We start from the raw sequence: 25,783 nt of genomic DNA, 5'->3' as shown, positions 1-25,783 counted from the left end.
CGCTTCTATACATACACAAGTGAGTTCAATACAACTTCGTCCAATTTATTCAAAAGCGCGCATAGGAACCATTGGCATACGGCTTTCAATGACTTGAGGTCCCTGCCCAAGTAACATTCCATAATGCACTGCGTTCGTCATGACATTTTTTACATAATCACGCGTTTCATTCAATGGAATCGCTTCCGTATATTGATCTGCGGATAATTGACGATCTTCTGGTTGCCAACGTTTAGCACGGTTTGGTCCAGCATTATACCCTGCTGTTGCCAAAACAGGATTACTACTTAACTGCCCATGAATCATGGATAAATAATATGTGCCATAACGAATATTGGTATTTGGGTCACTCAGCGCTGCTGGATTATAAGTTTCTCCCATCTGTCTTGCGACTTGTTTTGCAGTATTTGGCATAATTTGCATTAAACCACCTGCACCGACATGGGAACGCGCTGCGGTTACAAAACGACTCTCTTGACGCATCAAACCATATGCCCAAGCAGGGTCAATGCCTGCATTTCGACTATGGCTCACCACCAAAGCTTGATGGGGTGTAGCAAAACGATAACTATAATTATGCTTTTTCTTTGTACGATCTGCTGCATAAATTGCACGATCATACCATCCCATATTGGTTGCACGTTGTGCGGCTGCCAATAATAAACCATCATCTTGTTTTAAATAAGCTTGGCGTACTGCCCAGTTCCACTCACGATTGGTATATGCAGGGCTTGCATTAATATTTTTTAAGGCAAAAGCTCGACGGAAATGAATATCTTGGTTAAGACGTTGTAAATCACTCGAAGAAGGTTGTTCCTGACTTAAACCGTCATTATATTTTTGTCCGATATGGTCTCTAGCTAAGAGATTATGATAATCATCCCCTGCCATTGCCAAATGTTTAAAAATTTCTTCGGCTGTTTTCTTCGACTGTCGATCATTACGTTGTTCTGAAGCACGCGCTAGCCAATATTGCCAACGATCTTCTTGTTTTTGAGTCACACTCATGCTGTCTATTGCACGAATCACGCTTTCCCATGCACCAAAACGAATAGCTTGTCTTGCATAAATCTCTGCTTCTTCGGCACTAAATGGTACGCCATAACTAGCATCTAAACTTTCAAGCACCTGACGATTAAAATTATTTTTCATCACTGTAGTACCCCCAATATAACCTACAGTTCTGTATAAATATTTCTGTATATCTGCGGGTACGTCTTGAGCTAATCGAGGTAAAGACTGCAAAGCAGACGTTAAATCTGTGTCGGCTGCGCGTCCTAAAGCAAAGATCAAATAGGCATAATCTTGAATATTCGCCTTAGGCGCAGACCATAAATAATTCAGTGGGTTGGCTTGAATTTGGTTGAGCTGTGCTAAAGATAAATTTACCCCGATTGATTGGGCTGTAGCCACTGCAAGCCCTGACTGTCCTGCACGAAGCTGCGCATATAAGCGTTGCTGACGGTCTTCTGTCGTCATCAATGGACTAGATAGCATTAAACGACCTAAGCCATTACATGACTCTGGTTGTGAGTTGGTCGCCAACCATACATCTTTGAACTCAGCAAAAACTAATGAATCACCTGTTTTGGCACGCACTTGCGCCATTGCACAACTTTCAGCTTGGTCAGGATTACTGATATAAGCTAAAACAGGTTGAGCATTTACAAAATCCGCTTGTTTAACCTTTTCTTCAACATAATCGGCAGCAAGTTTTTCAGCCATAGCAGACTGAGGATAATGCTGCGCAAAACTCACAATATTGGCAGGAGGCTGAAATGCTAAATTAGAATTTAAAGAGAAATATTCTGGATAATAACCCAATGCATCATTTTGCATGGAATATTTATATTGTTCCAAAGCCGCAGGGTTATTGGCATTACGAAGCACATCATTAAATTGCTCTTCAACTGCCTGCGAGACTTGTAATCCAGCACATGCCATTAGACCTAAAACGCACGTCGTTATTTTATTTTTTTTGATTGATTTTTGATTGAACACGTTTTCTCTCACCACGTTAATTTCATCTTGCATGTTTAGCCTTTTCTCAACATCGCACTGAATATCGAATAGTTTAATTATTCTAATCTATTTCTACTGTTCTGTTATGTAACCTCATGATTCAATGTTATTAATTTCCTACATTTTTTGTTCTTTTTTCAACTTTATAGCTTAATTGATAAACTCTATAGATTTTTATTATGGCTTTGTAGCTAAATACTGTAAAATACGCTGTTTTTCTTGAGATGAAGTGTCTTCACTCAATTTAATATTTCGCTTTTTATAGGATAAACGCCTCCATGACGGTTCAAACCTTCATTCCCAATGGTGCCAAAGCTGCCTCAGAAAACACTGTTCTCCAGCCACAGCACACCCCAGCAGACGGTACAGTGAAAAAACTGTACATCGAAACGCAAGGGTGTCAGATGAATGAGTATGACAGTCATCGTATGGCAGACTTATTAGGCGATTCACATGGTTATGTACTGACTACTGATCCTAAAGATGCAGATATTCTCCTGATGAATACCTGCTCAATTCGTGAAAAAGCACAAGAAAAAGTGTTCTCAGAATTAGGTCGTTGGCGCAAACTCAAAGAACAAAATCCAGACTTAGTGATTGGTGTCGGTGGATGTGTTGCTTCGCAAGAAGGTGATAACATTCAAAAACGTGCGCCATATGTCGATATGGTTTTTGGTCCACAAACCTTGCATCGTTTACCACAAATGCTTGATCAACATCATGATCAAGTCGAAAAACCAAAAAAAGATAAAATCAAACTGGTTGATATTTCATTTCCAGATATTGAAAAATTCGACTTTTTACCTGAACCACATGTTGAAGGCTTTAAAGCTTTTGTTTCGATCATGGAAGGCTGTTCAAAATACTGCTCTTTCTGTGTTGTACCGTATACACGTGGTGAAGAAGTTTCTCGTCCTTTGGATGATGTTTTGGCTGAAATCGCAGGTTTAGCTGAAAAAGGCGTTCGTGAAATTTCCTTGCTTGGTCAAAACGTAAATGGTTACCGTGGTGAAACCTTTGAAGGTGAAATTTGTACCTTTGCAGATTTACTGCGTTTAGTCGCAGAAATTCCAGGTATTGGACGTTTACGTTATACCACTTCACATCCACTTGAATTTAACGATGATTTAATTCAATGTTACCGTGACTTGCCACAAATGGTTTCGCATTTACACTTACCTGTACAAAGTGGATCAAATGATGTGTTACAAGCAATGAAACGTAACCACACCATTGATGTTTATATCGACAAAATTGCTAAGTTACGTAAAGTTCGCCCAGATATGCATTTATCTTCAGACTTTATTATCGGCTTCCCTGGTGAAACTGATGAAAATTTTGCAGAAACTTATCAATTTATCCAAGATTTAGATTTTGACCATTCTTATAGCTTTATCTATTCAAAACGTCCGGGTACGCCAGCATCTGAACTTGCAGATGAAACACCAGAGTCTGTCAAAAAAGAACGTTTAGCCAAAGTTCAACAATGGATTAAACAATCAAGTATTGAAAAAACTGATGCCATGCTTGGAACCATCCAACGTGTTTTAGTTGAAAGTGTTTCGAATAAAGATCCTAATTTATTGGTTGGAACCGCAGACAATACACGTTTAGTAACATTTATTGGTGATGCTAATTGGGTTGGACGCTTTGCAGAGATTGAGGTCACAGAAATTAAAACCTTGAATTTAGTTTATGGTGAACTCTTGAATCTTGAGCCTGACGTGTCGTAATGTAGAGATATCCATTAAGACTACAAAAAGGATATCACTTGACTGCCGAAATTCGACGTACAGTAGCTTTTCCTGGCATTTCTATGGAACGTTTAAAAAGCATGCTTGGTGCTTATAACAGCCATATGAAACAAATAGAACAACGTTTAGATGTCAAAATCTCCCATCGAAGTGAAGCTTTTTTTATCGATGGGAATCTTGATGCTGTTGAAAGAGCAGAACTTTTATTGCAGCGTTTATATGACGAAGCTGAAGTTTCTGCTCAAATTAGTGCAGACACCGTACATCTCATGATTCAAGGCAGTCAAACTGACCGAGAATTACAAGCCGATTTATCAGATAACGAACATACAGGGCTTGAAGCCATTTGGTTGCAAACACCTAAAGGTCGTATTAATCCACGTGGAACAAATCAAAAACGTTATGTTCAACGTATTTTACAAAGTGACATTTCTTTCGGCATAGGTCCTGCGGGTACAGGTAAAACGTATCTTGCTGTTGCTGCCGCAGTTGACATGCTTGAACGTAATGAAATTCAAAGAATTTTACTCGTCCGTCCTGCTGTTGAGGCAGGTGAAAAACTTGGTTTTTTACCTGGTGATTTGACGCAAAAAATTGACCCCTACTTACGCCCACTTTACGATGCCTTGTATGAAATGCTTGGCTTTGAAAAAGTCGCAAAACTCATTGAGCGTCAAGTGATTGAAGTTGCTCCTCTCGCCTATATGCGTGGTCGTACTTTAAATCATTCTTTTGTTATTTTAGATGAAGCACAAAATACCACACCTGAACAAATGAAAATGTTTTTAACGCGTTTAGGTTTTGGCTCACGGGCTGTCATTACGGGAGATATTACCCAAGTTGACTTACCACGCGGTCAACAATCAGGTCTTGCACATGCACTGCGTGTACTTGAAAATGTCAAAGAAATTCATATCACACGTTTCCATTCTCGTGATGTTGTCCGTCATCAATTAGTTCAAAAAATTGTTGAAGCTTATGAAGGATGGGAAGGTGAACAACAACGTCTAAGTTCTGCTGCACGTGCTGAGCGTAAAGCGCTACAACAAGCCCTGATCGCAGATAATGATCTCAAGGCAGATGCACAGGACTAAAGCGTTATACATGGTTAAGGTTAAGGATTCATTTTGAAACTTAGTTTATCGTTACAACAAGCGTTTGAAGCATCTGAATTGGTGCTCAAACGTGCCTATGTAAAAAAAGTCGTTGAAACGACACTACGCTTTATTGACACGCAAAGTGATTGTGAAATTGGTATTGCCTGCGTCGATGTCGATGAAAGTCACAAACTCAATTTAGAATATCGTGGCAAAGACAAACCGACTAATGTTCTGTCTTTCCCAAGTGATTTGCCTGATGAAATGGCTCAAATCTTAGATACATTCCCCATTGGTGATTTGGTCATTTGTATTCCTGTGGTTTTACAAGAAGCGCTTGAACAAGAAAAAACACCAATTGAGCATTTCACACATATGCTGGTGCATGGCACTTTGCATTTAATGGGTTATGATCATGAAACTTCTGAAGCTGATGCTGAGGAAATGGAAGCTTTAGAAATTGAGATTTTGGCAAAATTAGGTTTCGATAATCCCTACACCATCAAAGAAAGTTAATATCAATTTTCCTTACACGATAAGTGATGTCAGCATTGCTTATCTTGTTTTTATTTTAGAATAAGAAAATCGTTACACTTATACGGTAAAATTACAAAAGTTAGTTCTATCACCGCAAACACCTTTTATCTATACTGTCAAAGTCCCTAAAAATATTAGATAATTCATCACTTAAATCATGTTCGACCGCCTATTCAACGAGTTTTTAGATGCCCTCAAACGCAGTATCTATTTAAGTATGGGTGCGCCAGAGAATCACGATTTAGATTGGGATGTACTCGCAGCTTCAGTATTGAGCAAGCTCTTTATTGTCGTCATCTTAATCGCATTTTTTTGGCTACTGAGCCGATTTTTACGGCTTTTTATTCGCTATATATCTAAAAAGTTTAATACTAATCAAATCATTACAAACATCATCAACAATACGATTCACTTTTTTTGGTTACTTGCCTCAGTCATTACGATTCTTTCGCAATTTGGTTTATCTGAAAAATATTTACAAGCTGTTTCACGCGCGGCGATAGTTTCCTTGATCTTTTATATGATTTGGATGCTATTTACCAAACTAACCATGCGTTTCTTAGATCGTTTTTATATTGATGACTCGTTAAAACAACTGTTACGTAACATTATTTCTGTGCTTCTCGTCATTTTTGGCATCGCAGCCATCATGGCACAGTTTGGCTTTAATATTATTTCGATTATGGCTGGTCTTGGGATTGTCGGGATTGCAGTGAGTTTCGCTGCTCAGTCCACACTGTCTAATTTTATTGCGGGTATTACAATTTTAATAGAACGCCCTTTTCATATTGGCGATTGGGTGCGTATTAATAAATTTGAAGGAAAAATTACGCAAATTTTACTCAGAACAACCCATATTCGTAACCGTGATAATTTATTGATTATTATTCCAAACTCAACCGTTGCGAATGCAGAAGTCACCAATTTAACCGCACATGAAAGAATGCGTTTTGAAAGTTATTGCCGTATTTCACTGCATGAAGATATTGAAAAAGCACGCCAAGCTATTTTAATGCGTTTAGACCAAGAAGATGAATATTTAAAAACCCCTGCACCGAGTGTCGATGTGCGTGAGTTTGCAGAATCAGGTATCGTGTTGATTGTGCGTTATTGGCTTGAACCCTATCAAATGGAGCGCTTGCCTCGTATTCAAGAAAAGTTACTAGAACACGTCAAAGAAGCCCTGCAAGATGCCAAAATTGAAGTGCCCTATCCACACCTACAATTACTACCTCAACCTGTTTCAAAGCAAAATAAATACGAGTAAAATACATGAAATTTGTTGTGATTTTTAAAGCTAAAATCAAAGATTTAGATGAAGAATATTTTAATACTGCAAATTTACTTCGAGAAAAAGCTTTAACTCAATTTAATTGTCAAAAATTTGAAGCACTGTCTGAAAATAATCTTGAAATCGCTTTATCTTATTGGAATTCACTTGAGGATATTCATTTATGGCAACAAGATGCAGAACATCAAGTTGCACAAAATCAAGGTAAAATAAAATGGTATACACACTTTAGTGTAGAAATTTGTGAGATCCAACGAACTTATACATCATGAGAAAATCAATCATATTAATCTTTATTTTTCATAAATTTAATGCACTTCAAACTCAGATTCAGCAGGATCAAAACGCCACGTTCGTATAATTCTCAGCTCAGAAATATCTTTCATACTGGCATCAAAATTCCCAAATGGCGCACCTTTACGCACTGAGTTTTTTGCTGCTTCATCTAACACTGGATGTCCCGAACTTTCAATCAAACGAATGGCACGAATACCACCTGAAGCATTTAAAATCACCATTAAACGAACTTCACCCGAAAGGCGTTGTTGTTTTGCCTCATCAGGATAATAACGGTTGCCATACAACTCCACTTTTGTCCGAAATTTTTCTAAATAACCTGCTGATGCATCTTTTTTTGCCTGAATACCATCAACTGTTTTAATCTTTTGCTGTTTACTAAAATTTTGCTGTTTTTGTAAATACTGTGCTTCTAAGCTTGCCACCATTGCAGCTTTGGCTTGAAACTGACTTTGTAAAGCCTCCATCGCTTTTTTACGCTCAGATTGTTCAGTTTGTTTCTGCCAACTCAAAACCGTCATGAGAACTTTTTCTTCAAACTTTAATTCACGTTGTTGCTGTATTTTTTCTAATGCTTCTAATTGTTGCTCTCCTGCACTCAAATCTTGTGTTTGTGCGGGCATTTCACTAGACATACGATGCTTTTCACGAAAAACACCAGATCCTTGTTGGTCTTCTTGTGCTAAAAAATCAGCCTCTTTTACTTCATCATGACTTGGGCGCAAGCTAACAGCGATTTCTTTACTTTGGCTATTGTGTTCCGTTGGCTGTGCGAACTGCAAAGAAATAAACACTAAATGTAAAGCAATCGCAGCAACCACTGCACCTAAAAAGACATTATCGTCCCACCAAGGTAAAAAAGCCTTGGATGAAGTTTTCATTTTTTTTAACATGACATGTAACCGCCATTCCCCAACTGAATCAAGAAGTAAACCATTTAGCATTACACTTTTAATACTGTTCAGTGCTGCTTTTAATAGAAAATGTATCATTAGAATAAAACGTTAAAATGGTGCATCTAAATTTGCTAAACTGCAAGATGAAAGCTTGGAAATTTTAAACAAATCGACAAGATCCACCAAATAAAATGAAGCTGATTTGGAACTTAAAACTATGCCTTCGCTACTTTCTAAGATTGCTCAACGTATTCAGCGTATTTATCAAAAAGCGGGAGATTTTATTGAGGAAGAACGGGAATTTCCGATTTCTCAAGTTTTTCTAAATGCAACATTTCAACGCTTTGTCACTGAAAATGTTGAAATATTGGAAGACTTACATGCCGATTTACATGATGACTGGTTACGTTTATATGCCACTCTAAATGTAAAAGGTATGCACTTAGTGCTTGGTGTAGATCTAAAACTCATTCAAATGGAATTTAACAAAGACATGCAACTCATTGTCTTTGAACAAATTAGCAATACTGAATTGATTGAAGCCACATATCCAAATGTTTTTTATAAATTTGGGGTTAATGCTGCATTATTTTTCTATCAAAAAGTTTTAAAGAAAGACCCTTTAGGCATGATTTTAGAAAAATTTGATGTTTTAACAGTTAAAGATGAATTATTACATTTAGATTTAAATCGTTGGTTAGGCGATAAAAAATCGATTATGGATACTTTAAATAAAGTTCATATTAATCATGCTGAATTACGTGAAACTGAATTGGTTGTCATTGGTAATGTCAATTTAATGGCATTATTTAGCAAAGTTGATCATGACGATTGGGATGAAGATGATGTCATCGACAGTGAAGTGACGCCAATTCAACAAAAAGAGCATTAAAGTCCTGTTTAAAATCAAAACTTTTAAACTGATTTCTGCAAAATGAATACACAATTTCACACAATTGGCTGAAAACTTTAATTTTTCTACTTAATTAAATAGCATAATAGCTCAATCGCATAAATTGCATAGGACATTCCTTATGGCAGCTAAATTTATTAAAACACTGAGTATCGCTACAGGTCTTAGCACTGCATTGTTACTTACTGGTTTTTCAAGCAATGCTCTTGCCATGAGCCCATTTCAAGCAACGTACCAGTTTTCTTATAATGGTAAAAATATGGGGTCTGCAACACGCACTTTAAGTAAAAACGGTAATAACTGGAACTATGTCTTTGCAGCCAAAGCAGCAGCGATTGCATCAGCAACAGAGAGCAGTAATTTTACCTTGAGCAATGGTCAAATTCAGTCAAATAGCTTTAGCCGTACCAGTAAAATTTTAGTGCACAATGACACCATGAGCATTAAATTTAATCCAAATACAAAAACCATCAACACCAATAAAAGTGACAAAGCACGTTCTTTTGCATGGAAAACAGGTGCATTGGATGAGCTTAATGCCGAATTACAAGTACGTGAAGATTTGAAAGGTTCTGGCTTAAAGTCGAGTTATTTAATTGCAGATGCTAAAGGCTTAGACACACGTCATTTTGTTAAACAAGGCAATGAATCGGTCAAAACAGCTTATGGCACCTTTGATACGGTCAAAGTTGTATTAACGCATGACAATAGTGCAAAACAGTCTATTTTCTGGTTAGCACCAAAACTTGACTATCTCCCAGTTAAAATGTCACACCAAGATGGAAAGACTTCTTATAGCCTTTCACTTACAGGGTATAAAAATTAATCAATTTTTCCACTTTTATTAAAATTGAGCTTGCATTTTTCTAGGTGCTTTTTACAATACGCCTTTGCTTGAAAAAGCACCTTGCCCTTAGAGGATTCTTCCCGTGCACGCACTAGAACAGAAAATCTTGGCTGAAGGTATCGTTCTATCTGATCAAGTTCTGAAAGTCGATTCTTTCCTAAACCATCAAATTGACCCTGTAATGATGCAACAAATTGGTCAGGAATTTGCGCGTCTTTTTAAAGATGCAGGCATCACAAAAATCATTACGATTGAAGCATCTGGTATTGCTCCAGCCGTGATGGCAGGACTTGAACTTGGTGTTCCTGTTATTTTTGCACGTAAATATCAATCTTTAACTTTAAAAGATGATTTATACCGTTCAAAAGTTTTCTCTTTCACAAAACAAGTTGAAAGCACGATTGCGATTTCTAAAAAGCATATTAATGCTGATGATAAAGCATTAGTGATTGATGATTTCTTAGCAAATGGTCAAGCAGCTTTAGGTCTTGCTGATCTTATTCACCAAGCAAATGCTGAAGTTGTGGGTATTGGCATCGTGATTGAAAAATCATTCCAACCTGGTCGTCAATTATTACTTGATAAAGGTTACCGTGTTGAATCTTTAGCACGTGTTGAATCTTTAACAAATGGTACAGTTACTTTTGTAAAAGAGTGATTTATTCTTTTAAAATTGAGCGCTTTAAGCGCTCTTTTTTATCTTTTTAAAACCTAGAATAAGCACTTTTCCCATTCATTTTTATGATTGACTACACTATATTAGCCTTCAAATATAAAAAGTTAGGCGAAAATAAAGATGCGTTTACTTACGCAAGAATTGCTTGATCTGCTCAATGTACAACAAATAGATCAATATCTTTTCCAAGGTCAAACCAACCAACTCTTTGGTTCTCATTTATTTGGTGGGCAAATTTTAGCACAAGCTTTGATTTCCGCATCTAAAACCACAGACCGCCCTGCCCATTCTTTACATGCTTATTTTATTCGTAGTGGACGGACTGATCTTCCTATTTTATTTAAAGTTGAAAATTTACGAGATGGTTCGAGTTTTTCAGCTCGCCAAGTTCATGCCTTACAAGATGGTGAAGTTATATTTTCAGCAATGGTTTCATTTGTTCAACCTGAACAAGGCTTAGACTATCAAATTGACCCGCCTGATTATCCTCATCCTGAAAGTTTATTCCCTGAGCAAGAGCATAAACTTAGCATACTTGAAGATGTTCCATCTAAATATCGTGATATTTTCATGCAACAATTTAATATTTTGATCCATCCTGTTGAATTTTCTAACCCCTTTCGCCCGCAAAAACAAAAGACCCAATATACTGAATACTTTAGAAGTTTTGACAAAATTGAAGGTAAATTAGATACTATTGCCATGCATCAAGCCATTGCAGCTTATTATTCCGATTACAATTTACTCACCACTTCCCTTCGTCCACATGGAGTAAGTTATGCCAATGGCGGTGTTCAAAGTGCAAGTTTAGATCACACTATGCATTTTCATCATCACTTTCGAGTAGATGAATGGCTACTTTATGACATGTATGCAACTCGCTCTAGTCAAGCACGTGGTTTAAATTTTGGTGAGATGTGGCAAAATGGCAAGCTAGTTTGTAGTGTCAGTCAAGAAAGTTTAATGCGCCAACGTAAAAAACCAACGAGTTAGTATCAAAAAAAATTATGATTATTCCGAAGCCTATTGGAAACAAATTCCTGATGAAAAAAACTCAGTCGATCTATTTAATTAAATCAATATGGGAAAGAGTTATTTAAACCCTGAAAAAGCTTAAGAAATTATTTTTAATTGTTACATGAATTATAAATATTGCGATTTTGATTCAGTTACAATCAGCATGTCATCAGATTGAAATACTTATTTCTGTTTGATGTAAAAAATAAATTACTGCTCAAGCATAATATGACACAGGCAAATGGACATTGTCCGATATGAGTACCAATCAATGACTGATGAAATTGTAATAAGCTGCCCAAAATGTGCTTCAACTGAAGTTGCAAAAAGAAATCATGAACAATTACTGCAAAAAGCAGGTGGCGTACTACTCAGCTCAGCAGGTGCAGCCGCAGGTACAGTCGGTGGCGCTGCTTCAGGTGCATCTATTGGTGCTGCGATTGGAACAGTTGCTGGTCCTTTAGGTGTCATTATGGGTGGAACAATTGGTACTTTTGTTGGCGCTATCAGTGTTGGCATCACAGGGGGGTTTTTAGGTCATCGTTTCGGTAAAAAAGCGGGTGTTGTCGTTGATCAAAATATTTATTTAGACTACCAATGTAAAAAATGCAAACACCGTTTTAATGTTAAAAATCCTGAAATTGATGCTGCTCCTTAAAATAATTTCCACTTAAACTCATATGAAAAGGCTGAATTCATTCAGCCTTTTTGCTTCTTTTCATTGATTAACTAGACATCTTTTTAACGACTTCACCTAAACGTTTTCCTTGTGCTTCACACAGCAGTTTCTCATCTTGACTAAGACTCAAATCATGACGTGGACCACTCACATGACTTGCACCATATGGTGTACCGCCTGTTTTGGTATTGGACAATGCAGGTTCTGCATTGGTTAACCCCAAAATCATCATGCCATGATGGAACAAAGGCGGTAACATACTCAACAATGTACTTTCTTGCCCACCATGCATGGAGCCTGAACTGGTAAATACGCAAGCGGGTTTATTATGTAATGCGCCATTTAACCAAAGACTTGTGGTTTGATCCCAAAAATATTTCATTTCAGATGCCATATTGCCAAAACGAGTGGGTGAACCTAATGCCAGACCTGAACAATTTTGTAAGTCATCCAAAGTACAATAAATATCTCCTTCTTCAGGAATGCTCGCCTCAGCTTCTTTAACCACTGTCGAAAGATGAGGAACAGTACGGATTTTTACAGCAATACCTGCTAATTCAACACCATTCGCAATCAAATGTGCCATTTCTTTGGTGGAACCATATTTGCTGTAATATAAAACTAAAACATAGGGTTGCATATTTTTCATATTCAAAAGTAAAAGAAAACTATACGGTATTTTTATTCTTTTTTGGTTAAGCTGTAACAGTAAAACCAAATAAACATGATGAAAATAAATTGAGACAGATGAAATATGATGGATTTATTGAAAAAACTTCCCTTTTATGAACAAACGTGGTTTCAGTTTATTCTATTTGTCATACGCCGCTTTGAGGCTGATCGTTGCCGAGATCAAGCGGGGTCTTTAACTTACACCACACTCTTTGCCGTTGTTCCCATGCTTACAGTTTTTTTGGTGATTATCTCATCCATTAAAGCTTTAGAACCTGCACGCCAACAACTGCAACAAATGATTTATAGTAACTTTTTACCTAAAACCAGTATTGCATTTGATAAGGCTTTTAATGTTTTCACACAAAATTCTAGTAACCTAACAGTCATTGGGGTACTTTTTCTCTTTGTGACCACAGTCATGATGCTAACCAGTATTGAAACTGTCTTTAATCGCATCTGGCGAGTACAAGAAACCCGTAATGGCATTGTTGGCTTTATGCGTTATTGGACGATCATTTCTTTAGGACCTATTTTACTGGGAAGTGCTTTTGTTATTTCCTCGACATTAGCGTCTATGAATGTATTACATAATAATTTTGCGGGTTATCAAGTCGATGGCACTGCTCTTTTAATGGTCATTTCTTTTGCGTTAACTGTGCTTGGTTTTTTTATTTTATATTGGACGATACCCAACAGAAATATTCCTGTTAGAGCTGCTGCAATTTCTGGCGTATTTAGCGCGATTGTTTTTGAATTATTAAAGAATTTATTTGGTTTTATCATGACCAATTTTACAAGTTATACACTTGTCTATGGGGCATTTGCAGCCGTACCTATTTTCCTCTTATGGATTTTTATGTCATGGAATATTGTCTTACTGGGTGTTGAGATTAGTTATGCCCTGACTGCATTTCATACAGGTAAAATTCAAACACGCCATCCTATTTTTATGCTTTTAGACGTTTTAGAATTATTTTATAAACGACAACAAACAGGACAAACTGTTACAGATGCTGAAGCTTTAAAAATACTTGGGCGCGGTGAAATTGGTCGTTGGCCTGCTTATGTCAATTTACTTGAAAAGCAAAATATTGTTAAACGAACTGATAATGATGAATACGTGTTGGTTCGTAATTTAGATACTGTAGATTTTTGGTCATTTTATAAAGCTCTACCTTATACTTTGCCAAACCAAAATGACATTAAAAATGTGCATGATGATGATATTTGGATGCAAAAAATTGGACCTGCATTGATAGAATCTGATGAATATCTAGCAGCGAAATTATCTATTCCATTGTCTATTATTTTAGACAATAAATAGCATTTTTACGTTTTTTCAATGATCCATTGCTTGAATTGTAGTGGATCTATTTTTTCAATATAAAGTGGTTTAACGTCTTGCTTTGCCAACCATTGATACATATCTAGTTGTTGAAATGGTGCTGGATCTAAATGGTAAAGATACCCACATGTATCCCAATCGATCTCAGTTTGAAAAAGTGTGAGATAAGCTTGATGACTGTCATCAAAATCGATTTCAAAGCGTGAATCAAGAATAAGCCCATGTAAATTTAACGCAAAAAAGGAAGCAATACGGCGATTTTCGATCGCATAAATTCCATGAAAATTATCCATTTCACCATGTCCACTTGCTTGATGTGGACTCAGTATTTCATATAACGCGCGTGAGCCATGATATAGAACTTGTGGTTTATTCATTTTTGCTTTTTCCTGAGTTTAGCTCTAGGGTTGTAACGAATGTAATGTTCAATCTGAGTATGTAAGCTGACAACCACTACACCTAATATGACTAAAATTGTTCCGATCATAAAGTTGAGTTCAATCCGTTCATTTAAAAATATTACAGCAAACACCATCCCAAAAATTGGAGTAAAAAATGAAAATACACCCAATGAGTTTGCCAGATAATGACGTAACAACCAAAACCATAACATTAAACTTAGAAAAGACATGATCAAGGTATGAAAAACTAAACTACCGATAGCAATCGCAGTCCAGTGAATTTCAGTTTGTCCTAAAATAAAAGCCAGTGGTAATAAAAATAAGCAACCTCCGACCAATTGATAAAATAAAGTTTGAGTTGGATGCGCATCGGATAAACAAGTTAAGCGCAAAGAAATTGTTGTAAGTGCCCACATCACCCCTGCCAATAAGGCAAGCAAATCACCAAAGACTGTATGAATTGCAACTTGATTTTGCTCTCGTCCTAAAAAGCTAAAGGCAATACCCAAAAAAGCGAGAACAATTCCACTCCATTGAATTTTAGATAGACGTTCTGCAGGTAACTTCCAATGTAGACCTAAAGCCACAAAAATCGGGGCGGTATAGAGTAAAACCACCGTATGTGAAGCGGTCGTATTGCGCAGTGCTTCGGCAACCAGGAAAAATTCAGCTGAAAAAAGAAATGCGATCCATATACCAGGAATTAGATAGTCTTTTGAAAATAAATGCTGCCCTTTTGGCAGTTGGATCAGTGGATAGACCAACAAGGCCGATAAACCTGAACGGATTGCAATTTGCATCATCGGCGCGATATCCGTTGCAGCCATTTTTAAAACGACTTGTTGTATGCCCCAAATCATACAAATCAATATCATCAAACCCGATGCTTTGGCATCCAATGCTTTGCGCTGTGTCACTTCACAATCTCAACACTGAAGAGAAAAGACACTATAGCGCTGTCATTTTTATAGAATATACTTTAAAACAGACAATAAATCCTTTTATTCAGGCACTTTTGCATGAGCAAAAAAATAACATCACAACAAAACCAAGGCATACAACTCAAAACCAATGATGCAATTCAGGCACCTTTATGGCTAAGTTTTCGGGATGATCCTGCATTTTCAATTTATCCTGTACATGGGCATGCATGGGGCGAATTTATCTATGCTTTTAATGGAGTTATGGAGGTCAATATTGACCAGATCAACTATATTACCCCGCCTCCTTATGGTATTTGGTTACCACCGCATGTCCATCACAGTGGTTTAAACCGCACTCATGTTTCGCATGCGACTTTGTACGTGCATGAATCGCTATGTGAACATTTACCACAACAAGCAGGGATTCTTTTATCTTCACCCTTGGTGAGTGCCATTTTGCTGCATTTAAAACAGCAGCCAATCAATCAACAGCAAAGCCATGAAAATGATCCTGAATATTTAAGATTATTACAGGTTTTACATGATCAGTTACATCATGCAGAGCGGATTGGCAGTTATTTGCCACATACGGATCATCCTGTTTTAAAACAGCTTTTGGATTATTTACATCAACATCCTTCAGATCAAAGTACACTGCAAGCGCTTGCACAACAGGTCAATATGACTGAACGCACTTTGGCTCGCCTATCACTGAAACAACTTTCCATGTCTTTGAATGAATGGCGACAACGTCTCAAAGTCCTAAAAGCCATGACCATGCTCAATGAAGGGCAAACTGTGGAAAATATTGCCTTGGATCTTGGTTATGCCAATGCTTCTGCATTTATTGAGATGTTTAAACGCTGGATGAAAATCACCCCTGATCAGTTCCGAAAGCTCTTAAAGTCTGAACCATAAAAAAGACCTGCAACAACAGGTCTTTTTGGTTTGATTCAAAGCACTTGCTTAAATCGCACGTTGTTCCCGATTTTCACTGTCCAAGTAGGCTTCCAGAGAATCATCTAAAGCATATAACCACGGGGTATGATGCGGTTTAGACATTTTCCCCGTCATGACTGAACGATAGGTTTTATCTCGAAAGCCCATAATGTTGTCTTTTTTATGCTTTTTCCACTGCATAAAGACTTCATTGACAGCATCAATATTAAAACTTGGATAATCTGTCTCGGCAATGAGCTGTTTAATGTATTCGCCTTGAAATTTCACCATCTGCTCAGAATTTTTGATTTTGCTTTCACGTTTAATCCAAGCTTGTGAATGGGCTTGCATTTCGTCCTGCTCAGGTAATTCAATTTGACCAAGGATGATGTCACGTACATACCATGCCTGCGCATCAAACATATTGAAGGTATACCACTGATCCTGCATACCCAAATAGAACAGTTTAGGATTATTTTCCCAGACAACGCCTTGATATAAAGACTCAGGATATAAACAGTTATGCGTTTTGAGCTTGAGTTCTTCCACCATAAATGGGAAATGATGCAAATACCCTGTGCATAAAATAATGGCGTCGATCCTGGCTGAACTGCCATCACCAAAATAAGCAGTATTTTCATCTACACGGAGTAAATGTTGCTTTTCAGACCAGTTGGCTGGCCATTTATAGCCCATGGGTTGACTGCGATAACAGCTATAAATTTGTTTCGCACCATATTTATAACACTGTGAACCCACATCTTCAGCAGAATAACTACTGCCAACAATCAGTACCGTTTTGTCTTTGAACTGTACGGCATCACGAAAGTCATGCGCATGTAAAATACGTCCATTAAAGATATTAAAACCTTCATACTCAGGCACTTTTGGCGTAGAAAAATGACCAGAAGCAACAATGACATAGTCAAATTGTTCTGAATACATCTGATTTTCTGTATGGTCACACACCTGTACCGTAAACTGCCCATTATCAGCATTAAACTCGACATGATGTACTGCTGTGTTAAACCTGACTTGATCTTTAACACCTGCTTTTTCGACACGTCCTTTGATATAGTCCCAAAGTACCGCGCGTGGAGGATATGAAGCGATTGGCTTTTTAAAATGTTCATCAAACGTATAGTCTGCGAACTCCAATGCTTCTTTTGGTCCATTTGACCATAAATAACGATACATACTTCCGTGTACCGCTTCGCCATGTTCATCTACACCTGTACGCCAAGTGTAATTCCATAGTCCGCCCCAATCGTTTTGTTTTTCGAAACATACAATTTCTGGAACTTGTAGACCTTTGGACTTTGCTGATTGAAATGCTCTTAATTGAGCCATGCCACTGGGACCTGCTCCGATAATTGCAATTCGGGTCATTGCTATCTCCATTAGTTTTTGAGTTCTTTGAAAAAGCTCCTAAGCTTAAGACTGATGAATCTGCCAGAGGTAAAACCCCACTGGAATCATGTTTTTTCTGAAAAAAATAAGAACAAATAGAATCGTAATTCTGGGATCAACATCATCTTTCAAATTAGGATGCAGATACAAAATGAATATGAGTTCTTAGAGAAAAGTGCGTTGCTTACACAACAAAATATCTCTAAATAAGAATAAAACTCATACAAAGAATAGACACCATATCATAAAAACAGATTTTATTTACCGAGATCCATCAATTTAATGAATAATAATTTGTTACAACAGTTTCTAAATATTTCAATTAGTTATTTTTAACAATCGTAAAAAAAGCAGATCAAGCCTCAGCTCATCTGCTTTTTTCCATTTATTTAGGCTTAAATCTAATGCTTTAATCTCTAAATAAAACAGTTTATTTTACATGGGTTTTCCATACAAAATCCTGACTTTGACCATTTAAAGTCATGGTCAATTGGTCACCTGCTGCCAAAGCGCTCACACCTGCTGGCGTACCTGTCATTACCACATCACCAGCTTCTAAACTAAATGCCTGACTAATATCACAAAGTAAATGTGCAATATTAAACAATAACAATGCAGTATCACCTTTTTGACGAATCTGATCATTCACTTTAAAGTCAAAAGTCACCGCATCCCATGCTTTGACTTCACTGACATCCACCCAGTCTGCAAGTACACAGGCACCATCAAAGGCTTTGGCACGTTCCCAAGGTTGACCTTTTTTCTTTAAGTCATCCTGCAAATCACGTAAAGTTAAATCTAGCCCAAGCGTCACAGCACCAATCGCTTGCAAGGCTTTTTCAGGATCAGTTTCACCTTTTAAGGGCTGATCAATCCGTAAAGTAAATTCACACTCATGATGCAAACTGCCTAAAGCCGTATTCCATGAAATACCATCTTGCAAGGAAATCAAACTACTTGGTGGTTTGATAAATAACACTGGACGATCTGGAATCGCATTTCCCAATTCTTTGGCATGATCTGCATAACTACGACCGACACAGACAATTTTTGATGGACGTGAACTCATAATCTTCCCTTTTTAACGATGACTTTAATCTAGAAAAAGTCGAATTATTTTTTAAAACTATTAACAAATAATGTTTGGTCAGTTGAGTTTTCAAAAGCTCGTTTTGGCACAATGATTACAGTACGATTTTTTAACTCAATCATATAAGTCAATTTACCTTCAATAAAATGTTGCACATCGGCATAAGGAAACATTTTTTTGGGGCGACCACTGCTAAATAACTCGAAATAATCCTGAAATAATTCAATTCCCTGTTCACTTTTACCAAATTGATATTTAATAAATTGGCGTTTAAACATCATCGGTAAAAACCAATAACGCATTAATCCTTGTAACAGTAAAAAGAATAAACCTAAAAAGACATAGTAACGTCCTACCGTTGCCATACCTAAATAAAGCCCCCAAGCAATGATCCCAACACTGACTAAAGGCGTTAAAAAACGTGAAATTTGTTTTTTACCTAAAGTCGCGAGTTTAAAACCATCTTGAGATTCTTCTAAATTAAGATAATACCGCAAAGAAAGTGCAGGCTTACTGTCTGACATAGTCACTTCAACACAATTCATATCCAAGATGTCAAATAGTACACTAGAAATTCGATGTAGATTGACGTTTTCATGATAATTTACTTTGATAATTTCTAATTTAGGTCAATTAAAAATAATGCGTTTTCATGTAAAACATATCATTAAAAATTGAATCAATAAAACAAAGGAATGATGATGAAATTAATGTATAACACTGCATATGCGCTCATTTGCTTTGGTGTCAGTCAATTAAGTTTTGCTGAAATTGTGACATGGACAGACAACATTCCAAGCAGCTTAAAACCTTTTCAAAATAACCCTCAACAATTAGCCAGTTATGTCCAAGATCATATTTTTATCTATCCACAAGTTGCCATAAAAACCAATTTACCAACTTTACAAGCCAACCCTACCCCTACGGCTCGCTTTATGTCTTCTGCGATTATCCTTCCTGTTAGCAGTCAAGACGTTGCAAAAACATTGAGTAATTACAATCAATATGTTGGATTATTCCCAACTTTAAAATCTGCCAAATTATTAGAACAAAAAGGCAATATTAGCCAAATGCAATATCGAGTTTCAATTCCGACACCTATTCCTGTGCTTAATTTTAATGAAAATATTGTGATGCAACATCAGGTGACAACAAATAGTATTTCCACGATTGTCATTGATGCGCCTTTGCCTTATGCAGTCGGCAAATTAGAATGGTTTAGTTTAGGCGATAAAAAAACACTTGTGACATTAACTCAATGGGGAGACACCAATCAGCCTAAAGGTTTTTTATTTAAACAGATTTTAAATGCAATTCCTGAAGCAAAATTAGGTATACCGACAGGTACAGGTGCTTTTGTTCTAGAATCATTAAGACAACGTTTTGGCATTAAAAATGTGATTAATCTCAATGCAGGGCAACTCCCTGAGCCTAAGTTTTCGACAGCACAACTACAAAAAATTGATGACCTCAGCGAAAGTACTGGGCAACCTGTGAGTATTTTAAACCTGCCAAGTACTGTGCCCTATACGCATGGGCGAGAAACATTACGTTTTACCACCACATATCAAGCTTTTAAAGAGCCACCACAACAACTGCAAAAATGGCTACAACCTCCATCTTATCAAAGTGTTTTTCCACGCCAAATTAAGAAAATAACCACGTCTGCACTAACAGCACAAGGTCAAGATGCAGAGATCAAAGTCAGTATAGGCTTAGGTGTTGTGAGTATTCCTTTTGACTTCAAAATGCATTTTAGTTTTCCACAAGAAAATCAAAATAATTTCTTTGCAAATGGGGGAGATTTACGTTATCTAAAAGGGCAAATTCAACTAAACTCACAGCAAACAGGCACATTAATGCGCGTTACAACTGCTGTAAAAGTTGATGAAAAAGCGCCTTTTTTACTCAGAGCGGCTCGTAGCTTGCCCTATCATGATATGTTGCCCGCAGTCGGCGGAAATGCTGTATTTACCCAAAAAGTTAAAGCTCAAAGTAAATCTTAGGAAAGTTAAATGTTACAGGGACGCTCACGCTATTTCGTTGCCATTTCCGTTTTTCTCTTAATGTCTTGTGAAAAAATGCCTGAATATCAAGTCCCTCTTACACTTGAACCGCAATATACTTATATCGAATCTGAATCTATTCCCGAATTAAATCGCCGTGGTTATCTACTCTTTAACACTACAGCATTGAGTAAAACACCATTACACAAAATTTATGATGAATATCGGTTTCATTATGCTCATTTTAAATGTCCAATAAACGATCAGTTTGAAGTGGCAGGATTTATTTCTGCCAATGACTCCGAATATGAGCCAATTATTTATGACAATAATCACTATAAATATGATGTTTCATTTACGATCTGTCCTGAAAATGATGCTTCAAAACTTGAATGTATTAATGAATTTAAGCAATTAAAAACATTGCCTCAACAACTCTCATGCCGAGTTGTTTTTGGGCGAATGTTTGGACGCAGTGTTGTGATTTCTGATCATATTCAGATGGATATTTCTCAACTTGCGCAAGCAAAACAATTTCATCCTCCTGAAAGCTTAAGCAGTAGTGAGCTAAATTAAGAAATAACACCCAATGCCGAACCCGCACCTACAATCACAACACCTATTGGAATCACCACTAAATCACCAACAAGGGCAACGGGTGTCAGCGCAATTTTCTTGAATAGTGTTTTAAAATCGACATCTTTATCTACATAATTTGCATAAATATTGATTGAATAAGCCTGACTAAAAGACTGAAATTTAAGGCTTCTTAGCTCATCATTTAGACCTAAAACTTTTCCTTGCATCTCCATAACTTTGACATAACGAATATCTTGTTGAGCATTATTTTGTGCAAAATTTTCTTCACTAAACCCTAAACGCTGTAAAGTATTTTGTTCTTCTAAGCTTAATTCAGATTTATTTTTATCATATAACAAATGAATTTTTGTTTGAAAACCCACGCCATCTTTTAAGGATTTAACATTATTATTCAATAAGTTAAAATCCAAATGATATTTTTGTGCTTTTGGTTCATATAAACGTATATGTTTAACATCTAGAGAAGAATCCAAAATCTGAAAAGCACTTTCACTCTCATCTTTCATTAAATATGCATATTGCTGCCCCACAATCACCAATTTTTTTGATGCAGTTTTTGTATTATTCACTTGGGCAAAACCTAAAATATGATCAGTTTCAACGACTTTTACACTTTTAGTAGTATCAACAACTTTACCAAATGAGATATAACCTTTATCTGTATTCTCCCAAAGCACTGCTGTTGCACAGCCAGATAACGCCAAAACTAAACTGCTTATTGCCATTATTTTCATTCTTTTTTTCATCGTTAAGATCATTTTTAAATTTATTATTTATCAATAAAACAAATCATGTTTTAAAACTATAGTAAAAATGTTATTGCTATTTTTTAGGCACAAAAAAACCGCAATTAAGCGGCTTCTTTCTATATTTTATCAAGTTGGTGCGCTCAGAGAGATTCGAACTCCCGACCCCTTAGTTCGTAGCCAAGTGCTCTATCCAGCTGAGCTATGAGCGCGACGTCTTGATGGGACGCATTATACGCTTTTTCACATTATTGAAAAGACTTTTTTATAGATTTACTAACTGAGTGTTTAGCTTTTAAACGATAAATAGATATACTGTTGTTTATTCATACAATGTATATAAAAAACGAGAAATATGTATAACTCTCCATCCCCATTAAAATTATTATTAGGTAAATTTTTATTAGCATTAACTTTTATTTCAGTCATTAATTATATGACTTATTTGACTTTATCAGAATACAAAATATTATCAAAATCAGAATGGACAGTTATTCAATTAAATACTGATGATCATCCTTACGCTGTACAACAACTAAAAAAAGAAGACAAACTTAAGATCGAAAAGGTTCTTCCAGACTTACAGACTTTTGAAATGTATTGTGATTCAAAATTATTTGAATTATGTAATTATATTTTAAATAATCAAATCAGTATCAAAAGCTTCTCTATGGATCTTGGTCGACTACCTAATTATCGATTGACTTTGAGATTAAGAAAAATTAGCTACTTAGATCAAAATCAGCAACAACAAACTTTTATCTACACATATACTCCCGCAAATTCAGAAGCAAAAATCAAGCATCAATTTAAAATATCACTCGCATCATTAACTTTTTCAATATTATGCTTTTTAGTCTTAATTACACTAATCTACCGAGATAAAGACTTAATTAATTTTTTAAGAAATGCCAGCATTTTAGGATTATTTATTAATATATTTGGGTTATTCATATACAGTTTTCAGACCTTAATTTAACACCCAAATCATTTTCATCTGTAGTAATAAATATCGAATCAACACTTTCAAGAGCCATATAATCCAATTTATATGGCTCTTCTGATTAGAAAGCAGTTCAAAATTATTCCACTAATAAATCTTTCGAATTAATCGTATCACCATAAACAGGTTTTAAAGTTTTTTCATATGCCTGTTGAATTACGCCTTCTTTCGATAGTTTATCCAAATCTTGATTTAACCAATCCAAAAGTTCTTTATTGCCCTTTTTCACCGCAGGTGCAATAAAATCATGCTGTCCTAAACTGGTGATGCCAACCGTATAGTTTGGATTTTCTTTCGCCCAAGCCAAAACCAATAAATTGTCATGTGCCAAAGCCACGCCACGACCATCTTTTAAGGCATCAAAAGTTTCCGTGTTTTGCTCATATTTTTGCAGCTTAATTTCAGGATGAGATTTCGTTAAAAATGAATCCGCAGTTGTACCTTTATTGACCAACACAGTTTGCCCTTTAAGTTGTGCCAAATCTGTAATTGGTTTTGCTTTAGGTGAAACAACACCCAAAGAAACCTTTAAATAAGGCTTCGCAAAGTCAACAACTTCTTTACGTTCAGGTGTAACCGTGAAGTTTGCAAAAATAATGTCGACTTTATCTGCTTTTAAATACTCAACGCGGTTTGCAGCTTCAGTGAGAACAAATTGGACTTTATTTTCATCACCCAATAAATCCTTAGCAACATGCTTAGCAATTTCCACATCAAAGCCTTGATTTTTTCCTTGCGCATCCAAATACCCAAAAGGAGGTTTATCACTAAATACCCCGATGCGCACCACACCATTTTTCTTAATTTGTTCAATACTAGACACTGTTTTTTCAGGCTCAGTGGTCTTTTCAGGTGTTCCCGAATTTTTATTACATGCTACAAGCCCTAAACTCAGCACAGATGCTGCTAATAACTGGGTGACATTTTTAATGGAGATATGCATTTAATTTTCCTCTGATCTATTTGATATTTAAAAATTTACATTGATTGTTATTTCGCAGTGACATCTAAGAAAACTTTTGAATCCACGGTATTACCATAAACAGGCTTCAAGGTTTGATCATAAATTTTCTGAATTTCACCTGTTTTTTGTAGTGTTGAAATTTCAGTATTCAGCCAATTTAAAAGTTGGGTATTGCCCTTTTTCACCGCAGGTGCAATAAAATCTTCATTGCCAATTTGTTGAATTCCTGCGCTAAATGTTGGGTTTTCTGCTGCCCAAGCCAAAGCATAAGTACTGTCTTGGGAAATGGCATCACCACGCCCATCTTTCAGCGCATTGAAAGCATCGGTATTTTGTTCAAACTTGAGCAAATTAATTTTTGGATAATTTTTAGTAAAATAAATATCTGACGTTGAACCTTTATTCACAATCAACGTTTTACCTTCAAGCTGATGAATATCAGTTACGGTTTTGGCTTTTGGTGAAACGATACCCAAAGCTGCTTTTAAATAAGGCTGTGCAAAATGAACCACTTCTTTACGTTCAGGCGTGACTGAAAAACTTGCAAATACCGCATCCGCTTTACCTGATTTTAGAAATTCCACACGATTGGCTGCTTCGGTTACAACAAATTCAACTTTAGACTCATCACCTAACAAATCTTTGGTGATTCGTTTCGCTAAAACCACATCAAAACCTTGTGGCTTGCCTGCACTATCCACATAACCAAAGGGTGGATTGTCGGCAAAAACCGCAACCCGAAACACACCATTCTTTTTCACTTGCTCTAAGGATTGATCTTCTTTGGTATGGTTTTCATTGGCATGGTCTGCTGTCGATTGATTCGTTGGTTTTTGACATGCGACTAATGTACTGCTGATCAAAACTGCACTTGTCCAAATACCCATATTTTTTAATACAGCCATTTTTTGACCTTCTATTTTAATAATTCAACATATTTAAAAATGCTTTTGCTCTTTCAGTTTGTGGATGCTCAAAAAACTGTTCTGGCGTGGCTTGTTCAATAATTTTGCCTTGATCCATAAAAATAATTCGATCTGCAACTTTTCGAGCAAAGGACATTTCATGAGTCACAATCAACATGGTCATTCCCTCATTTGCCAACTTTAAAACTACATCTAAAACTTCACGTACCATTTCAGGGTCTAAAGCTGCAGTAATTTCATCTAAAAGAATTACTTGTGGCTGCATCACCAATGAACGAACAATGGCAATTCGTTGCTTTTGCCCACCTGAAAGTTGCCGTGGATAATCTTTTTTGCGGTCATACAAACCCACGCGTTTTAGCAATTCATCTGCAACTTTTTCTGCTTCAGCACGTGTTCTTTTTTGGACTTTGAGCGGACCCAATAAAATATTATCAATCACATTCATATGTCCAAAAAGCTCATAGTTTTGAAATACCATACCGATTTTTTGACGCACATCGACCCATGAAATATCCTGCCCAAGAACACCTGAACCTGCTAAATGAATCGAACCTGCTTGGATTTTTTCCAAACCATTCACACAGCGTAATAATGTACTTTTCCCACATCCCGAAGGACCAAGAATCACCACCACTTCACCCTGTTCTACGTCCAAATCGATGCCTTGTAAAATATGACTTTCTGCAAATGATTTCTGTAAATGTTGTATAGATAACAAAGCCATAG

At 36.5% G+C, this 25,783-nt stretch carries 27 protein-coding genes and 1 tRNA gene; 15 read left to right on the top strand and 13 right to left on the bottom strand.

Features of this window, described 5'->3' with window-relative positions; genetic code table 11:
* Nucleotides 1–45 precede the first annotated feature (45 nt).
* Entirely contained in the window at nucleotides 46–2,034 is a 1,989-nt protein-coding gene (locus HX005_RS12395) for a lytic transglycosylase domain-containing protein (protein ID WP_373431872.1), read from the bottom strand.
* Nucleotides 2,035–2,300: 266 nt separating this feature from the next.
* Here HX005_RS12395 and miaB point away from each other — a divergent pair, with 266 nt between their 5' ends.
* From miaB to HX005_RS12370, 5 genes are all read left to right on the top strand, one after another.
* Nucleotides 2,301–3,755 (top strand): tRNA (N6-isopentenyl adenosine(37)-C2)-methylthiotransferase MiaB, encoded by a 1,455-nt coding sequence (miaB, locus tag HX005_RS12390; protein ID WP_286377583.1) that lies wholly within the window; start codon nucleotides 2,301–2,303, stop codon nucleotides 3,753–3,755.
* 38 nt (nucleotides 3,756–3,793) lie between these two features.
* Complete coding sequence (locus HX005_RS12385; protein ID WP_286377582.1) at nucleotides 3,794–4,870, top strand: PhoH family protein; 1,077 nt, start codon at nucleotides 3,794–3,796, stop codon at nucleotides 4,868–4,870.
* A 33-nt stretch (nucleotides 4,871–4,903) separates the two neighbouring features.
* Entirely contained in the window at nucleotides 4,904–5,389 is a 486-nt protein-coding gene (gene ybeY, locus HX005_RS12380) for an rRNA maturation RNase YbeY (RefSeq protein ID WP_107007623.1), read from the top strand.
* Nucleotides 5,390–5,567: 178 nt separating this feature from the next.
* Nucleotides 5,568–6,677, top strand: coding sequence for a mechanosensitive ion channel family protein (locus tag HX005_RS12375; RefSeq protein WP_286377581.1), 1,110 nt, complete (start codon nucleotides 5,568–5,570; stop codon nucleotides 6,675–6,677).
* Nucleotides 6,678–6,682: 5 nt separating this feature from the next.
* Entirely contained in the window at nucleotides 6,683–6,973 is a 291-nt protein-coding gene (locus HX005_RS12370) for an antibiotic biosynthesis monooxygenase family protein (RefSeq protein ID WP_286377580.1), read from the top strand.
* Nucleotides 6,974–7,009: 36 nt separating this feature from the next.
* Here the strand turns inward: HX005_RS12370 and HX005_RS12365 are convergent, their stop codons facing one another.
* The gene (locus tag HX005_RS12365; RefSeq protein ID WP_286377579.1) at nucleotides 7,010–7,891 is read right to left on the bottom strand and encodes an energy transducer TonB; all 882 of its coding nucleotides are present in this window, start codon (nucleotides 7,889–7,891) and stop codon (nucleotides 7,010–7,012) included.
* A 220-nt stretch (nucleotides 7,892–8,111) separates the two neighbouring features.
* Between HX005_RS12365 and HX005_RS12360 the strand changes: the two genes are divergently transcribed.
* The 5 genes from HX005_RS12360 (at nucleotide 8,112) to HX005_RS12340 (ending at nucleotide 12,005) form a co-directional block, all read left to right on the top strand.
* Complete coding sequence (locus HX005_RS12360) at nucleotides 8,112–8,786, top strand: hypothetical protein (RefSeq protein ID WP_107007620.1); 675 nt, start codon at nucleotides 8,112–8,114, stop codon at nucleotides 8,784–8,786.
* 142 nt (nucleotides 8,787–8,928) lie between these two features.
* Complete coding sequence (locus HX005_RS12355) at nucleotides 8,929–9,633, top strand: DUF3108 domain-containing protein (RefSeq protein WP_107007619.1); 705 nt, start codon at nucleotides 8,929–8,931, stop codon at nucleotides 9,631–9,633.
* 103 nt (nucleotides 9,634–9,736) lie between these two features.
* The gene (locus HX005_RS12350; RefSeq protein WP_107007618.1) at nucleotides 9,737–10,312 is read left to right on the top strand and encodes a xanthine phosphoribosyltransferase; all 576 of its coding nucleotides are present in this window, start codon (nucleotides 9,737–9,739) and stop codon (nucleotides 10,310–10,312) included.
* A gap of 138 nt (nucleotides 10,313–10,450) precedes the next feature.
* Nucleotides 10,451–11,323: an acyl-CoA thioesterase gene (locus HX005_RS12345; protein WP_286377578.1), complete on the top strand. Its 873-nt coding sequence runs from the start codon at nucleotides 10,451–10,453 to the stop codon at nucleotides 11,321–11,323.
* A 295-nt stretch (nucleotides 11,324–11,618) separates the two neighbouring features.
* Complete coding sequence (locus HX005_RS12340; RefSeq protein ID WP_286377577.1) at nucleotides 11,619–12,005, top strand: hypothetical protein; 387 nt, start codon at nucleotides 11,619–11,621, stop codon at nucleotides 12,003–12,005.
* A 67-nt stretch (nucleotides 12,006–12,072) separates the two neighbouring features.
* Here the strand turns inward: HX005_RS12340 and wrbA are convergent, their stop codons facing one another.
* The gene (gene wrbA, locus HX005_RS12335; RefSeq protein ID WP_107007615.1) at nucleotides 12,073–12,675 is read right to left on the bottom strand and encodes an NAD(P)H:quinone oxidoreductase; all 603 of its coding nucleotides are present in this window, start codon (nucleotides 12,673–12,675) and stop codon (nucleotides 12,073–12,075) included.
* A gap of 105 nt (nucleotides 12,676–12,780) precedes the next feature.
* On the opposite strand from wrbA, the gene HX005_RS12330 reads away from it, so the two are divergent.
* Nucleotides 12,781–14,025 carry a YihY family inner membrane protein gene (locus tag HX005_RS12330; RefSeq protein ID WP_286377576.1) on the top strand — a complete coding sequence of 415 codons (1,245 nt, stop codon included), beginning with the start codon at nucleotides 12,781–12,783 and terminating at the stop codon, nucleotides 14,023–14,025.
* Between the two features lie 5 nt (nucleotides 14,026–14,030).
* Here the strand turns inward: HX005_RS12330 and HX005_RS12325 are convergent, their stop codons facing one another.
* The gene (locus HX005_RS12325; RefSeq protein WP_286377575.1) at nucleotides 14,031–14,423 is read right to left on the bottom strand and encodes a hypothetical protein; all 393 of its coding nucleotides are present in this window, start codon (nucleotides 14,421–14,423) and stop codon (nucleotides 14,031–14,033) included.
* Nucleotides 14,420–15,322 (bottom strand): DMT family transporter, encoded by a 903-nt coding sequence (locus HX005_RS12320; RefSeq protein ID WP_502872741.1) that lies wholly within the window; start codon nucleotides 15,320–15,322, stop codon nucleotides 14,420–14,422. The genes HX005_RS12325 and HX005_RS12320 overlap by 4 nt, the downstream gene beginning before the upstream one ends.
* 144 nt (nucleotides 15,323–15,466) lie before the next feature.
* Here HX005_RS12320 and HX005_RS12315 point away from each other — a divergent pair, with 144 nt between their 5' ends.
* Complete coding sequence (locus tag HX005_RS12315) at nucleotides 15,467–16,288, top strand: AraC family transcriptional regulator (RefSeq protein WP_286377573.1); 822 nt, start codon at nucleotides 15,467–15,469, stop codon at nucleotides 16,286–16,288.
* A 48-nt stretch (nucleotides 16,289–16,336) separates the two neighbouring features.
* Here the strand turns inward: HX005_RS12315 and HX005_RS12310 are convergent, their stop codons facing one another.
* The 3 genes from HX005_RS12310 to HX005_RS12300 all read right to left on the bottom strand — a co-directional run bounded on the left by HX005_RS12310 (nucleotide 16,337) and on the right by HX005_RS12300 (nucleotide 19,333).
* On the bottom strand, nucleotides 16,337–17,698 hold the full coding sequence (locus HX005_RS12310) for a trimethylamine monooxygenase (protein WP_286377572.1): 1,362 nt from the start codon (nucleotides 17,696–17,698) through the stop codon (nucleotides 16,337–16,339).
* A 451-nt stretch (nucleotides 17,699–18,149) separates the two neighbouring features.
* Nucleotides 18,150–18,788 (bottom strand): fumarylacetoacetate hydrolase family protein, encoded by a 639-nt coding sequence (locus HX005_RS12305; protein ID WP_286377571.1) that lies wholly within the window; start codon nucleotides 18,786–18,788, stop codon nucleotides 18,150–18,152.
* A gap of 44 nt (nucleotides 18,789–18,832) precedes the next feature.
* On the bottom strand, nucleotides 18,833–19,333 hold the full coding sequence (locus tag HX005_RS12300) for a YcxB family protein (protein WP_107007609.1): 501 nt from the start codon (nucleotides 19,331–19,333) through the stop codon (nucleotides 18,833–18,835).
* A gap of 177 nt (nucleotides 19,334–19,510) precedes the next feature.
* Between HX005_RS12300 and HX005_RS12295 the strand changes: the two genes are divergently transcribed.
* Complete coding sequence (locus HX005_RS12295) at nucleotides 19,511–20,815, top strand: SRPBCC family protein (RefSeq protein ID WP_286377570.1); 1,305 nt, start codon at nucleotides 19,511–19,513, stop codon at nucleotides 20,813–20,815.
* Between the two features lie 9 nt (nucleotides 20,816–20,824).
* Entirely contained in the window at nucleotides 20,825–21,391 is a 567-nt protein-coding gene (locus HX005_RS12290; RefSeq protein ID WP_286377569.1) for a hypothetical protein, read from the top strand.
* On the opposite strand, the gene HX005_RS12285 is transcribed toward HX005_RS12290, so the two are convergent.
* Together HX005_RS12285 and HX005_RS12280 are read right to left on the bottom strand one after the other, a co-directional pair.
* The gene (locus tag HX005_RS12285; RefSeq protein WP_286377568.1) at nucleotides 21,388–22,140 is read right to left on the bottom strand and encodes a YidX family protein; all 753 of its coding nucleotides are present in this window, start codon (nucleotides 22,138–22,140) and stop codon (nucleotides 21,388–21,390) included. The genes HX005_RS12290 and HX005_RS12285 overlap by 4 nt on opposite strands.
* 156 nt (nucleotides 22,141–22,296) lie before the next feature.
* Nucleotides 22,297–22,373 (bottom strand) — tRNA-Arg (locus tag HX005_RS12280).
* A gap of 143 nt (nucleotides 22,374–22,516) precedes the next feature.
* Between HX005_RS12280 and HX005_RS12275 the strand changes: the two genes are divergently transcribed.
* Nucleotides 22,517–23,140: a hypothetical protein gene (locus tag HX005_RS12275; RefSeq protein ID WP_286377567.1), complete on the top strand. Its 624-nt coding sequence runs from the start codon at nucleotides 22,517–22,519 to the stop codon at nucleotides 23,138–23,140.
* 103 nt (nucleotides 23,141–23,243) lie between these two features.
* On the opposite strand, the gene HX005_RS12270 is transcribed toward HX005_RS12275, so the two are convergent.
* The 3 genes from HX005_RS12270 to HX005_RS12260 are packed head-to-tail and all read right to left on the bottom strand — an operon-like array spanning nucleotide 23,244 to nucleotide 25,781.
* Nucleotides 23,244–24,107, bottom strand: coding sequence for a cysteine ABC transporter substrate-binding protein (locus HX005_RS12270; RefSeq protein WP_286377566.1), 864 nt, complete (start codon nucleotides 24,105–24,107; stop codon nucleotides 23,244–23,246).
* 47 nt (nucleotides 24,108–24,154) lie between these two features.
* Nucleotides 24,155–25,033, bottom strand: a complete 879-nt coding sequence (locus HX005_RS12265) for a transporter substrate-binding domain-containing protein (RefSeq protein WP_286377565.1) — start codon at nucleotides 25,031–25,033, stop codon at nucleotides 24,155–24,157.
* A gap of 16 nt (nucleotides 25,034–25,049) precedes the next feature.
* A complete protein-coding gene (locus tag HX005_RS12260; RefSeq protein WP_286377564.1) occupies nucleotides 25,050–25,781 on the bottom strand; it encodes an amino acid ABC transporter ATP-binding protein in 732 nt (243 codons plus the stop codon).
* Nucleotides 25,782–25,783 lie beyond the last annotated feature (2 nt).

Origin of the sequence: Acinetobacter sp. R933-2 (genome assembly GCF_030325485.1) — a bacterium.
In the GTDB taxonomy this organism is placed as follows: domain Bacteria; phylum Pseudomonadota; class Gammaproteobacteria; order Pseudomonadales; family Moraxellaceae; genus Acinetobacter; species Acinetobacter sichuanensis.
Note: the sequence above shows the minus strand (reverse complement) of the source record. Positions and strands in the feature narration are given on the sequence as shown.

Coding starts and splice junctions, on each gene's coding strand:
- HX005_RS12395 (WP_373431872.1), bottom strand. CDS start 2,034: ATGCAAGATGAAATTAACGTGGTGAGAGAAAACGTGTTCAATCAAAAA.
- miaB (WP_286377583.1), top strand. CDS start 2,301: ATGACGGTTCAAACCTTCATTCCCAATGGTGCCAAAGCTGCCTCAGAA.
- HX005_RS12375 (WP_286377581.1), top strand. CDS start 5,568: ATGTTCGACCGCCTATTCAACGAGTTTTTAGATGCCCTCAAACGCAGT.
- HX005_RS12370 (WP_286377580.1), top strand. CDS start 6,683: ATGAAATTTGTTGTGATTTTTAAAGCTAAAATCAAAGATTTAGATGAA.
- HX005_RS12365 (WP_286377579.1), bottom strand. CDS start 7,891: ATGTTAAAAAAAATGAAAACTTCATCCAAGGCTTTTTTACCTTGGTGG.
- HX005_RS12360 (WP_107007620.1), top strand. CDS start 8,112: ATGCCTTCGCTACTTTCTAAGATTGCTCAACGTATTCAGCGTATTTAT.
- HX005_RS12355 (WP_107007619.1), top strand. CDS start 8,929: ATGGCAGCTAAATTTATTAAAACACTGAGTATCGCTACAGGTCTTAGC.
- HX005_RS12345 (WP_286377578.1), top strand. CDS start 10,451: ATGCGTTTACTTACGCAAGAATTGCTTGATCTGCTCAATGTACAACAA.
- HX005_RS12340 (WP_286377577.1), top strand. CDS start 11,619: ATGACTGATGAAATTGTAATAAGCTGCCCAAAATGTGCTTCAACTGAA.
- wrbA (WP_107007615.1), bottom strand. CDS start 12,675: ATGAAAAATATGCAACCCTATGTTTTAGTTTTATATTACAGCAAATAT.
- HX005_RS12330 (WP_286377576.1), top strand. CDS start 12,781: ATGATGGATTTATTGAAAAAACTTCCCTTTTATGAACAAACGTGGTTT.
- HX005_RS12325 (WP_286377575.1), bottom strand. CDS start 14,423: ATGAATAAACCACAAGTTCTATATCATGGCTCACGCGCGTTATATGAA.
- HX005_RS12320 (WP_502872741.1), bottom strand. CDS start 15,322: ATGATATTGATTTGTATGATTTGGGGCATACAACAAGTCGTTTTAAAA.
- HX005_RS12315 (WP_286377573.1), top strand. CDS start 15,467: ATGAGCAAAAAAATAACATCACAACAAAACCAAGGCATACAACTCAAA.
- HX005_RS12310 (WP_286377572.1), bottom strand. CDS start 17,698: ATGACCCGAATTGCAATTATCGGAGCAGGTCCCAGTGGCATGGCTCAA.
- HX005_RS12305 (WP_286377571.1), bottom strand. CDS start 18,788: ATGAGTTCACGTCCATCAAAAATTGTCTGTGTCGGTCGTAGTTATGCA.
- HX005_RS12300 (WP_107007609.1), bottom strand. CDS start 19,333: ATGTCAGACAGTAAGCCTGCACTTTCTTTGCGGTATTATCTTAATTTA.
- HX005_RS12295 (WP_286377570.1), top strand. CDS start 19,511: ATGAAATTAATGTATAACACTGCATATGCGCTCATTTGCTTTGGTGTC.
- HX005_RS12290 (WP_286377569.1), top strand. CDS start 20,825: ATGTTACAGGGACGCTCACGCTATTTCGTTGCCATTTCCGTTTTTCTC.
- HX005_RS12285 (WP_286377568.1), bottom strand. CDS start 22,140: ATGGCAATAAGCAGTTTAGTTTTGGCGTTATCTGGCTGTGCAACAGCA.
- HX005_RS12275 (WP_286377567.1), top strand. CDS start 22,517: ATGTATAACTCTCCATCCCCATTAAAATTATTATTAGGTAAATTTTTA.
- HX005_RS12270 (WP_286377566.1), bottom strand. CDS start 24,107: ATGCATATCTCCATTAAAAATGTCACCCAGTTATTAGCAGCATCTGTG.
- HX005_RS12265 (WP_286377565.1), bottom strand. CDS start 25,033: ATGGCTGTATTAAAAAATATGGGTATTTGGACAAGTGCAGTTTTGATC.
- HX005_RS12260 (WP_286377564.1), bottom strand. CDS start 25,781: ATGGCTTTGTTATCTATACAACATTTACAGAAATCATTTGCAGAAAGT.